Origin of the sequence: Lacticaseibacillus sp. 866-1, from assembly GCF_016861825.1 — a bacterium.
Lineage (GTDB): Bacteria > Bacillota > Bacilli > Lactobacillales > Lactobacillaceae > Lacticaseibacillus.
The window spans coordinates 22194-33255 of sequence record NZ_BOLU01000029.1 but is presented as its reverse complement, the minus strand read 5'-3'; the positions used below and the strand labels follow the sequence as shown (position 1 = coordinate 33255).

At 52.2% G+C, this 11062-nt stretch carries 8 protein-coding genes and 1 pseudogene; 6 read left to right on the top strand and 3 right to left on the bottom strand.

What is annotated here, in order from left to right; translation table 11 throughout:
* Positions 1-3954, bottom strand: a pseudogene (locus JUE30_RS11390) (DEAD/DEAH box helicase family protein); the annotation flags it as partial.
* Positions 3955-4622: 668 nt separating this feature from the next.
* On the opposite strand from JUE30_RS11390, the gene JUE30_RS09260 reads away from it, so the two are divergent.
* Genes JUE30_RS09260 through JUE30_RS09240 form a run of 5 tightly spaced genes read left to right on the top strand, consistent with a single transcriptional unit; the run spans position 4623 to position 7692 of the window.
* Positions 4623-5036 (top strand): cupin domain-containing protein, encoded by a 414-nt coding sequence (locus JUE30_RS09260; RefSeq protein WP_203624608.1) that lies wholly within the window; start codon positions 4623-4625, stop codon positions 5034-5036.
* A gap of 12 nt (positions 5037-5048) precedes the next feature.
* The gene (locus tag JUE30_RS09255) at positions 5049-5792 is read left to right on the top strand and encodes an SDR family oxidoreductase (protein ID WP_203624607.1); all 744 of its coding nucleotides are present in this window, start codon (positions 5049-5051) and stop codon (positions 5790-5792) included.
* A gap of 27 nt (positions 5793-5819) precedes the next feature.
* Positions 5820-6155: a carboxymuconolactone decarboxylase family protein gene (locus JUE30_RS09250; RefSeq protein WP_203624606.1), complete on the top strand. Its 336-nt coding sequence runs from the start codon at positions 5820-5822 to the stop codon at positions 6153-6155.
* Positions 6156-6158: 3 nt separating this feature from the next.
* On the top strand, positions 6159-6791 hold the full coding sequence (locus JUE30_RS09245; protein WP_203624605.1) for an NAD(P)H-binding protein: 633 nt from the start codon (positions 6159-6161) through the stop codon (positions 6789-6791).
* A gap of 19 nt (positions 6792-6810) precedes the next feature.
* Positions 6811-7692, top strand: a complete 882-nt coding sequence (locus JUE30_RS09240) for a LysR family transcriptional regulator (RefSeq protein ID WP_203624604.1) — start codon at positions 6811-6813, stop codon at positions 7690-7692.
* A gap of 600 nt (positions 7693-8292) precedes the next feature.
* Here the strand turns inward: JUE30_RS09240 and JUE30_RS09235 are convergent.
* Both JUE30_RS09235 and JUE30_RS09230 read right to left on the bottom strand, forming a co-directional pair.
* The gene (locus tag JUE30_RS09235; protein WP_203624603.1) at positions 8293-8754 is read right to left on the bottom strand and encodes a hypothetical protein; all 462 of its coding nucleotides are present in this window, start codon (positions 8752-8754) and stop codon (positions 8293-8295) included.
* Between the two features lie 51 nt (positions 8755-8805).
* Complete coding sequence (locus JUE30_RS09230; protein ID WP_203624602.1) at positions 8806-9777, bottom strand: zinc-binding dehydrogenase; 972 nt, start codon at positions 9775-9777, stop codon at positions 8806-8808.
* 293 nt (positions 9778-10070) lie between these two features.
* Here JUE30_RS09230 and JUE30_RS09225 point away from each other — a divergent pair, with 293 nt between their 5' ends.
* Positions 10071-10997, top strand: coding sequence for an ADP-ribosylglycohydrolase family protein (locus tag JUE30_RS09225; protein WP_203624601.1), 927 nt, complete (start codon positions 10071-10073; stop codon positions 10995-10997).
* The last annotated feature ends 65 nt before the right edge of the window (positions 10998-11062 follow it).

Below are 11062 nucleotides of genomic sequence, written 5' to 3'. Positions count from 1 at the left end.
CTTTCGTGATGGTTTTTGTCGACTCAACCTTAGCATATAGGCGCACCCAATGGGTGAAACACCAAAGCAGCGCAGTCCCGTGTGAATCGTGGGATTACGCTGCTTTTTTGAAATTCTATGAATAATCCAGGTATACTTAGGGTCTCGATTGAACTCTACCCCTCCTCTTAGTCTCTCACGTTCCGCATTATAGTGCTCAATCAAGGTTGAGACATTGTTACTTACTTGAACTCTGTTAAAACCATATACCCATGCATCACGGTTTGTAACAATTCCAAGGGCATTCTTCGGAAATACACCCTGCGTCTTTTTTTCATCGGCAATGGGAGTGTAGCTTAAATACTTTGGATCTCTCTGGTTCAGCCAGTCACCATTTTCGTCAGGAAAAACTTCAGTCCAATTTATTCCTGAAACTGAACCAGCCTTGGTGATTTCTTCAAATTTTTGCTGCCGTGTAAGATAATCACCTATGTCTTTGTAGTAAAGATGATGCTCTTTTGATCCATCTTTTATGAATATAGATATTGAAATTGGCGCTCGGCTGCCGGAACCAAAGATTTTTCCTCCTTCTTTCCGAGAGGTTTCCCCCTGTGTTCTTTGATTTCCTCTGAGATTATAAATATACAAATAATTAAAATCTCTGTAAAAGGCTTTTCTAACCCCATCCGTACTACCCGAATCGAGAAAGCTGCCGTTTGTAACAAATCCGATCACTCCACGCTCTCCCAAACGATCAGTTGCCCATCTGAACGCCTTTATATAGGTGTCATACGCAGCTTTACTATAACCAGATTTACTTCCAGTCACATACGTATCAGCAATTTGTTTCTCCAGGACAGGATAATGGGCATTCTGATTATCATCATTCTGATTTTTTTGACCAACTGAGTATGGTGGGTTGCTGATAATCGCAGTAATTGGCACAGCCTGTTCCTTCTTCAGCCGTTTGTTATTCCCGCCAAAAATATCTTCACTCAGTGTCTCACCGTACTCAGTCGAGGCAAAGGTATCAGCAAGAACGATACCATCAAACGGAATGTACTTCTCTGGTCCATTAATCTCGTCAAAGACCGATTCGATATTGATAGCCGCAATGTAATAGCTGAGCAACACAATTTCATTGGCGTGTAACTCTTGCGTGTACTTGCGAGTGATATCAGCTAATGTAATTTTTCCATCTTTCATTTCTTGATTCAGATACTCCAGCGTACGCGCGATAAATGTGCCTGTCCCTGTAAAAGGATCAAGAACATGCACGTTCTTAGCGTCAATTCCGCGACCAAAGTGCTCTTTGAGTACCTCATCAACAGACTTCACAATGAAATCTACGATTTGCACTGGCGTGAAAACAATCCCTAACTTGTCGGCGGTGTCCCTGAAACCTGTGCTAAAGAACTTGTCATAAAGTGTCACTATAAACTGCTGCTTCGCTGCAGCGTTATCGATACCTGTCGCTCGTAACCGTACAGATTCGTAGAACGGCTCGAGTGCCGCTTGCTCTTGATCAAAGCCAGCTTCGGTCATCTTCTCCACCATGTCTTCCATGGCGCGAGACACAGGGTTGTCATTAACAAAACTGTACTGATCGAAAAGTGCCTCAAATATCGGTTTCGTAATGATGTGCTGAGCTAACATCTCAATCGCTTGCTCGTCGTCAATATCGCTGTTGATGTTGTGCTGTAGACTCTTAACATATTTCCGAAATGACTTCGCGAATGGCGATTGCTTATCTGCAACCAAGTTCTTAATCCAGCGAATGTGTCGTTCTGCCAGTTTCTGAACATCCGCCGTCCAATCTTCAAGATACCGCCGATCGCCGACCTTTTTGACAATACGTCCATAGATAGCATTTTGAATTTCATGCCAGTTTAATTCTAAGTTAAGTTGTTCACTGTGTTCCTCGCCGTCACCAGAACCTGATCCACCTAGCTCCTTCTTTGGCGCATCACCGACACCAATTACATTCAAGTTACGGGGCTTTTTCTTATTTAAATCAAGCTTATTCACGGAAGCCTCGAACCGCTCATCAATTGAGCGCAACGCGTTCAGTACCTACCAGACAGCCTGGTAAGTCTTATTATCGTCAAGCACTGTATCCGGATCCTGACCGATTGGAACGACAACGGGCAAGATGATATAGCCATATTCCTTACCTTCATACTTGCGCATAATACGACCGACCGCCTGAACAATATCAATCTGAGATTGCTTTGGCGCAAAGAAAATGATGGCATCCAAATTCGGTACATCAATACCTTCCGTCAAAAACTTGACGTTTGAGAGCACTCGCGCTTCATCGTCTGGCATGTCTCCTGCAAGCCAATCGATTGCATCTTTCTTCTGCAAGGCATTCATACTACCATCGACGTGTTTAACTCGGACGTGATTTTCGTTAGGGTTGTTCGCGCCAAGATACTCGTTAACCACTTGGTTGAACTCTTGGGCAATCTGCTTTGATCCTACCTTGCCTGCCCCATGGCCACGCTGGTTATCAATCACAGATGAAAAAGCAATCGCACGCTGCATCGGAGCGCCCTCAGTCTTATCCGAGAAGCTCTCCCGCTTCATCATTGCATTCCAGACACCAATAATTTTACCGATATCGTCGATACTCAAGCCATTTTGAGTCGACAAACTATTCTGCATATCCTTCTGGATTACAGATTCATCGACTGCAAGCACTTCAACCTTGTAATCCGTCAAGATGCCTTTACCCACTGCGTCACCGAAACCCAGACGATAAATCTCTTCACCATATAGGTCAGGGTCATCCATCGAGGCGATGATGACGTTCTCCTCTTTACCCTTCTTCTTAGTCTCTTGCGAGTATATCTTAGGTGTTGCCGTCTGGTACAACCGATGCTTGGCCTTCACAACCTTATTGTCGTGAACCTTGGTAAACATACCAGCGTCTTTACCCATCTCATGCGAACCGGTCGTACGATGAGCTTCATCTGCGATAATCAAATCGAACTCCGGATAGCCGAGATCCTGAGCTTTATGAATAACATCAATTGACTGATATGTACTGAAAATAACGGTGAGTCGTTTACCTTCAGCCGGTTTCAGCGCGGCAAAATTTTTCATCAGTTTCTCCGCGCTGGTCGAGGCAGGAAAACCAATATCCTGAATGTTCATCTCACTGTCGTCTTCATTATTGAAGGTGCGTTTTTTGGAGGCGTTCCGGTCTGACGTTACAGCAAATGAGACCAGTTCTCTGCCGCTAGCGACGTCACTATTCCAGCTGAAAAGTGTTTGAGAAAGCAACTGAATACTCGGAACAAGGTACAGCACAAAGAAATTGGCCTGATCATTATGATCTGCGAGCGCTTCTGCAATCTTGAGACTAGTAAACGTCTTCCCGGTGCCTGGGGCCATGATCAGTTTCCCGCGATTATGCGTGTCAAAATAAGCTACGGTCTTCTTGATAGCTTCCTGCTGGTAAGAACGCGGAGCTTTGTGACTGGCCTGAATAGGCTTAGCGGCATCTCCAAACTTAAACTGGGACCAATCAAAGTCGGAGTTTCTTAAATCCGAGAGACCGATTCGGCTAATATCCTTGGACCCATCGTCCAGAGCCGCTTCGGCGTTGCGATTCCACTCATCGGTCGTAGCGACCAGCAGCCCATCCGAATAATAATTCTTGTTCAGCTCGGCCACGTAACTGTTGATTGTGTCCTTGCCTACTTTGCCTTTGTAGTACTTCGCTTGGACAGCGGTAAGTTTACCTGTACCCCTTTGCCGCGCAACAAGATCAACGCCAAGGTCTTTCTTTGGAATGTTGTATTCAGACGGCACCTCATTTAACATCCAAACATTGTCGTAGAGATTTTTGTATGTGGGCTCATTGAGTAAGTATGACTTGACGACTTCTTCGAACATGGTGCCACGGTCACGTTGCGTGTCGCCAGCTGCTTCGTCGATTGAATGCATGAGCTGATCGAAACTTGCCATTTTCACTTTTCCTCCAAGTTTTTGCTTGTCTCTATGATACCGGTTCCGGCAAGGAGTTGCGAGGGAATTTGAATCCTACTTGCGCCAATAATAGTGTGAGGACAACCTTCGTTAATTTTGCAAAAACATTTTCCCTGATACCCCGGGGAAAACTTTGGCAGACGAAGTTGAACTCACCGAAGTCAAGGTTGGTATGTGTCTACGAGCCTAAAGAGATTGCGTTACTGGATACCCTAATCACCTTAAATAGGAATATGTATAATCCCTGCAATCATCCACAAGAGTCAAATCTAGGTAATTGGGTCGCCTGAAAACCAGGGGCGGACCGTCTTCTATGGTCAAGGCACACAATAAATTTGTATATTTGCGCAGTGTCACGCGTAAAGCCTTGTCATTGCTGAGATTGCCATCGTTATCCGCCGTCAAACTTTTACCCATCCTCAAAAACGTTGTCACACCAAGACTTTGGGACTTTATTCGCACAAATCTCGATTGCCTTATATAACTGACTAGGCAATGTTCTGTCTCTTTTTCGGTTGCTCTTTGACATGCTCAACAAGCATAGAGGCCAGGCAGAAGGAGCATTGGACGTATATCTAAATAGTTATTACAATTACCTCAGTTAAAGTGAGTCTCACTACTGAAGCTTTTCGAAAGGACAATCAACCATGACAACCAACGAACAAGCCGTAAAGCACGGCATCTTCCCCATGGGCGCCAAGAACGACCCCTACGCCCAGTATTTTGTCGGCCAGAGCTACCTCAACAATCTGATCAGCGACCCGGCCATCAACGTCGGCGTCGGCAACGTCACCTTCGAGCCCGGCTGCCGGAACAACTGGCACATTCACCACGACGGCTTCCAGCTGCTGCTGGTCACCGGCGGCGAGGGCTGGTACCAAGAAGAAGGCCAGCCGGCGCGCAAGCTGCACCCCGGGGATGTCGTTGTCACCCACGATGGCGTGAAGCACTGGCACGGCGCGACGAAGGACAGCTGGTTCTCACACATCGCGATCACGGCCGGCACGCCGGAGTGGCTCGAGCCAGTTTCTGATGATCAGTACAACGCACTGACGGACTAGGAGGAATTTTTCATGATCAAAGATAAAGTTGTTGTGATTACTGGCGCATCAAGTGGCATCGGCGCCGCCACCGCGAAACTGCTGGCAGCAAAAGGCGCCAAGGTCGTGCTGGGCGCCCGGCGCGAAGACAAACTGGCACAGTTGACCAAAGCCATCCAGGCCGCCGGAGGTCAAGCCGTGTATCGCGTCACAGACGTCACCAAGCCGGCAGATAACGCCGCGCTCGTGAAAATGGCCCAGGATACTTTTGGCCGCTTCGACGTGATGTTTCTGAACGCCGGGCTGATGCCGAGCTCCCCACTATCTGCACTGAAGGTCGACGAGTGGAATCAGATGGTCGACGTCAACTTGAAAGGCGTGCTCAACGGTATTGCTGCCGCCCTGCCGACATTCAAGGCGCAGCACGCCGGCCATTTTATCACGACCAGCTCCGTCGCCGGGCTCAAGGCTTACCCCAACGGCGCGGTGTATGGCGCGACTAAGTGGGCGGTGCGTGACCTGATGGAAGTGCTGCGCATGGAATCCGCCCAGGAAGGCAGCCACATTCGCACGGCAACGATTTATCCGGCCGCCATTAAGACGGAGCTGCTCGACACGATCACCGACCCTGGTGCCGCCGAGGCAATGCAGCAGACCTATGACACGTATGAAATCAGTGCTGAACGGATCGCGGACGTCGTCGCCTTTGCCATCGACATGCCGGAAGACACGAACGTGAGTGAATTCACCGTCGGCCCGACGACCCAGCCGTGGTAGGCCGCTCACCTAGAAAGGAAGATTAAAATGGCTAAAAAACAAACCGCTGGCCGCGACAACTTGGGCGACTTTGCCCCGCAGTTCGCCGCGCTGAATGATGATGTCCTGTTCGGTCAGGTCTGGGCTAAGGAAGACAAGCTGTCTGCCCGCGACCGCAGCCTGATCACTTGCGCCGCGTTGATGGCGCAGGGCCTTTTTCCGCAGTTGAATTCGCACATAGCCATTGCCAAAGAAAACGGCGTGACCAAGACCGAAATGGTCGCGCTGATCACGCACCTGTCCTTTTACGCCGGCTGGCCCAAAGCGTGGTCCGCGTTCCCGCTGGCTGAGGAAATCTACGGCAAAACTGACACGGAGGGCTAGACGTTGACCAATGTGCTGCTTTTGGGCGCTAACGGTCAGATTGCCAGACTGGTGCGCCAGCGCCTGCTGCAAGAAACCGACGCTCATCTCACCTTGTACCTGCGCCGGGCCAAGCGTCTGGGACAAATCGACCCCACCCGCGAAACCGTGCTCGAGGCCGACGTGAACGACTACCAGGCGCTGTTCCAGGCCATGGCCAGCCAGGACATCGTCTACGCGAACCTCGGCGGCGAGTTTGAACCGATGGCGAAAAATATCGTCAAGGCGATGAACAACGCCAGCGTTGACCGGCTGATCTACATCACGGGGCTCGGCTTGTACCATGAGGTGCCTGGGGCGTTTGGCCGCTGGGTCGAAGCAGACGTCGGCACGGCGGTGATGGACGACACCCGCCGCGCTGCCCAAATCATCGAGACCAGCAATCTAGACTATACCCTGATTCGCGCCGCCTACCTGACGAACGATGAGGAGATTGACTACGAGCTCACGGCAAAGGGGACGCCTTTTAAAGGCACCATCGTGTCGCGCAAAAGTGTCGCGGATCTGGTCGTCAACCTGATTGTGAATCCTCGCCTGCATCGGTATAGTAGTCTAGGAATCGATAAGCCCGGCACGGATGGCGACCGGCCTGATTAACTGACTGGAGGCGTGAGTGATGGAATTAAGACTGCTGGAATACTTTTTGGCGATTGATGGCGCGGGCTCGATCTCGCGGGCGGCAGAGCGGCTGCACATCACGCAGCCCACGCTGTCCCGCCAGCTCAAGCAGCTGGAAAACGAGTTAGGCGCCCCGCTGTTCACGCGGACCAACCACGGCCTCACGTTGACACACGCCGGTCTTTACCTCAAAACGCGTGCGCAGGAAATTTTGACGTTGACGCAGCAAACCGAGCAGACGTTTATCGACCAGCGCCGCCAGTTGTTCAGCGGCAACCTCAACATTGGCGCAGTCGAGGCCGACAGCAGTCACACTTTGGCCAATGAGCTTGCCGCGTTCACGGCCGAATACCCGGCGGTGACCTTCGACCTGTTCACCGGGACTTCCGACGACCTGTTTGACCGGCTCGACAAGGGCTTAATCGACCTAGCCTTGCTGCTGGAGCCGGTGAATGCCGACAAATACGACCACCTGACGCTGGCGCATACGGAACGCTGGGGCCTGGTCGTCAGCGTCGACGCCCCAATCGCGACTAAGCCCGTGATTGAGCCCGCCGACTTGCCAGAGGTGCCGCTCATCATCTCCAGTCGCGGCGCCGTACAGCAACTGCTGGCTTCGTGGTCTGAGATCGAGCTGGCCGACCTGAAAATTGTCGGCCACTTCAACCTGATTTTTAACGTCATGCCCCTGGTCCAAGCGCAAGTTGGCGCGGCGTTGACGATTGAAGGCGTCATCGACCCGCAAAACCATGCCGGGGTCCGGTTCATCCCGTTCTCACCGCGCGTGCAGACCCACACGGTCTTGGCCTGGCGCAAGCACCGGCTCCAGACGCCGATCACAACGGCATTTATTGACCGCTTCAAAAAGTTCACTAAATAGTTGAAGGTGCCTTGATCATGATTTTGATCAAGGCACCTTTTAGTGTGCGGCTGGACCGCTTCGAGGTCGAATTAGCTGCGAATATAAATGGAATACTATATGTCATGACACGGTTAAAAAGCTTCATCTTAAATTGATTGACAGCGGTTTCATTGTGTGCGATACTATCTCTGGATGATGGGAGGGCGAGGCAGGTACCGCTTCGTCAGATTCACCCGGAAACTCCCTGGCGATCCGACCTGCACCTTGGGGCCGCCAGGCACGTTGAGCCTTCCGATCGGTTTGGCGATGAAGACCATGTGAAGAGCATGGGGTCCTTACAGGACGCGTGAGGGATGCTGCTATCACTTTCCTAACTTAATAAAGCGACCGGCCCTGATGACAGTGGTTGGGATAGCAGGCAGGGGCAACCCTGCAATAAAAAGCCACCGGGGCAACCACGGTGGCGCGGGACACCATTTCGAGAGGGATGGTGCCCTTTGCGTGGGTTCAAAGGCTGACGAAGCGCCCGGCTCCCTTTCTTGGTAATTTCAAGAAAAGGCGCCGGGCGTTTTTGACATTCGACGAGCGTGGGTCGTGGTCACCCACTCGGCTCGCAAATTATTTGTCCAGTTTTTGGTCTCTGAGGCGTTCTGCTAGATGAAGCGCGTGCTGCTGATGATACTGGTCAAGCAGCGCGGTTGGCTCAGCTTCGTATGCCGGCCAGGACCCAATCAGCTCCATCGAGTCGATTTCCAACTCGCCTGGAATCATCACCGTGTTTAAAGCAGCCCTGAGCTTATTGATCATGTCAGGGACTGCTTTAAGAATAGCTTCAGGTGGCTGCAGAGTATCCAAATCGAGCCATTGTTGGTTCTGCTTGATCACCGGTGCAATGGCCTTCTTGATTTCACGCACCTTCTGGCGACGCAGCTGAACATCCCCATCGACCGTTTCTGACCAGTGCGGCGCTTTCGCAATGACGTGCACCAACACATACGGATCCAAAGTGATTGAATTATCGTAGACTTCGACGTCGCCTTCATACATGTCGATCGTGATTGGCACCAGTTCGATTTTCATGACATTCTCCTCCTGCTTGTCTTTGGGGCCATCATATCGGATTACCAACAACTATGGCAAGGTAATCAGCAGCCGCGTTTTCACCTGTGGATCCATGACCATTGCATGGGCCTTTGCGGCATCACTTAACGGCAACCGCTCAACCGGCAGCGGCGCAAAAGCGGCCGCGTGCTGAAGCAGCCATTGATTCGCCTGCGTCAGACTCGCTAAACTCGCCCGGCTGATGACAAACCCGCGCAATTGCTGAACGTTCATGTAGAATCTGGGCAGGTCAAAGCTAACCTTGGGTTCTTTGGTGGCAGCAATCAAAATGAGCTGGCCGCCCACTGCAAGCTGATCCAGGTTTAGCTGCAACGGGACGCGACCTGAAGTATCGATGATGGCATCCACTGGCCCGGTCAATTTTGTCTCCCAGCCTGGTGCGTAGTCGATGACCTCAGCGCCCAAGGCAGTCACAGCAGCAAAATCTCGCGGATTCGCCGTGGCGATCACGTGCAGTCCGCAAATTTTCGCACACTGGATCAGCATCCGGCCAACGTGCCCCGCGCCGCCTTCGACCAGCAGAGTCTGGCCAGACTGCAGCTTCAGAAGTTGCGTGACGATGATGGCCGCGGTCGCACCAGGGTGAACTAGCGCCAGCCAGCTGCTCGGGTTTACATTGGGCATCACAAACAGACGCGTCTCAGGAATGGCAGCAAACTGTGCGGTGATCCCTTGCCGGCCGCCGTAGCCCATGCTGTTGGTCCAGACGAGGTCGCCAACATGGAAAGCCGTGACCTCTGCACCCACGGCCGCCACCGTACCCCACGCATCGCGGCCGATGATTTGCTGCGGTTGAAGCGGTGTTTTAAACGCCCCGGAACGCACATAAGCATCGACTCGGTCGACCGCCGCCTCACAGATCCGCACCAGGACATCAGCCGGCCCGATCGACGGCACCGGTAGCTGCCCCACTTCAATCTGGTCAGGATCTCCCACTTGCGTAAAATAGGCGGCCTGCATCTTGTCGGTTTCCGCTCTCACTGATTGTCATCCTTTCGAAAATACGCTGCCAACTCGTCCGCCTAGCCAACAGACCAGGATACCGGTCTTGAGTTACGCAGCCAGCAAATACTTCTTCAGCTTAGCCAATGTTCTTGCCTTAAGTGTACTGATAGGGAGAATGAAACGTAAGTGACAGTCTGCGTTGGGCCATCGAGTATACGCTCAATTTGGACTGTTCAGACTCCCACAGGCAGCAACCAGTTCATCTGCGGTTAAGCACTATGCTAAACTGAATTCAACAATAGTGATTAACGTCAATCATGGAGGCAGCCATGGCCAGTCAAAACCAAATCACAAACTTTTTCGAAGTCAGCATGATTGCTGATGCGCTCGGGGTGCCAGTCGAGTTCCAGCCTCGGGACAGCTATCAGCTCACCAGCATGACCGGCCATGGTACGTATGATCAGCCGACTGGCTCATGGTCCGACGACAGCTCGCTGACCCTGTGCTTGGCCGAAACGCTGACCGAAGGCGGCGGGCCAACCCAGCTGATGCAAAAGTTCACTGCCTATCTCGATGGCGACTACACGCCGCGCGGGATTCGTTTCGACATTGGCATCGGCACCAGTGAGGCCATCAGCCGCTTCAACACCGGGCGCGTGCCCGCAACTGAGGCGGGCAGCCGGTCGGTTAACGCAAACGGCAATGGCGCGTTGATGCGCATTGCGCCCCTCGCCTTCGCCCTGAATGGGCAAAGCTGGCCGGATCGTCAGCAACGCATCAGGGACTTTACCACAGTGACGCACGGCCACGAGAGGTCGATCATCGCCAGCTGTCTGTACGTTGAGACGCTGCGGCAGTTGCTGGCGGGCCAGATGCTCGCCGAAGCACTCAAGCAGGCCAGCCAGTTGGTGCACCAAAGTGACTTCCATGCCGAGGAACTCGCGTATTTTGACCGGGTCTTGAGCCCAGACTTTTTCGCCACACCGCGCGACCAGATTCGCTCAAGCGGCTACGTGATTGACTCGCTGGAAGCAGCCGTCTGGTGTGCGGCCAATGCCGCGTCAGTGCAGGACCTGATTTTAACTGCAGCCAACCTCGGCGAGGACACCGACACAATTGCCCAAATCGCCGCCTGCCTGTATGCGGCCGGCCACTTAGACGAGCAGCCCCCGGCGCAGTGGCGAAAGGCGTTGATTAAGACTAAGCAAAGCCGCCGTATCATTACCGACTTCGCCAAAAGATTTGGTGAAAAGTAGTCTCGGTACGCGACAATTCGCTTGTGGGTGCCCGCAGCACTGCCTTGAAAAGGCAGTGCTTTTTT

Bases quoted from the DNA above. Each gene is read 5' to 3' on its own strand.
- JUE30_RS09255 (WP_203624607.1), top strand. From the start codon at position 5,049: ATGATCAAAGATAAAGTTGTTGTGATTACTGGCGCATCAAGTGGCATC.
- JUE30_RS09225 (WP_203624601.1), top strand. From the start codon at position 10,071: ATGGCCAGTCAAAACCAAATCACAAACTTTTTCGAAGTCAGCATGATT.
- JUE30_RS09235 (WP_203624603.1), bottom strand. From the start codon at position 8,754: ATGAAAATCGAACTGGTGCCAATCACGATCGACATGTATGAAGGCGAC.
- JUE30_RS09250 (WP_203624606.1), top strand. From the start codon at position 5,820: ATGGCTAAAAAACAAACCGCTGGCCGCGACAACTTGGGCGACTTTGCC.
- JUE30_RS09240 (WP_203624604.1), top strand. From the start codon at position 6,811: ATGGAATTAAGACTGCTGGAATACTTTTTGGCGATTGATGGCGCGGGC.
- JUE30_RS09260 (WP_203624608.1), top strand. From the start codon at position 4,623: ATGACAACCAACGAACAAGCCGTAAAGCACGGCATCTTCCCCATGGGC.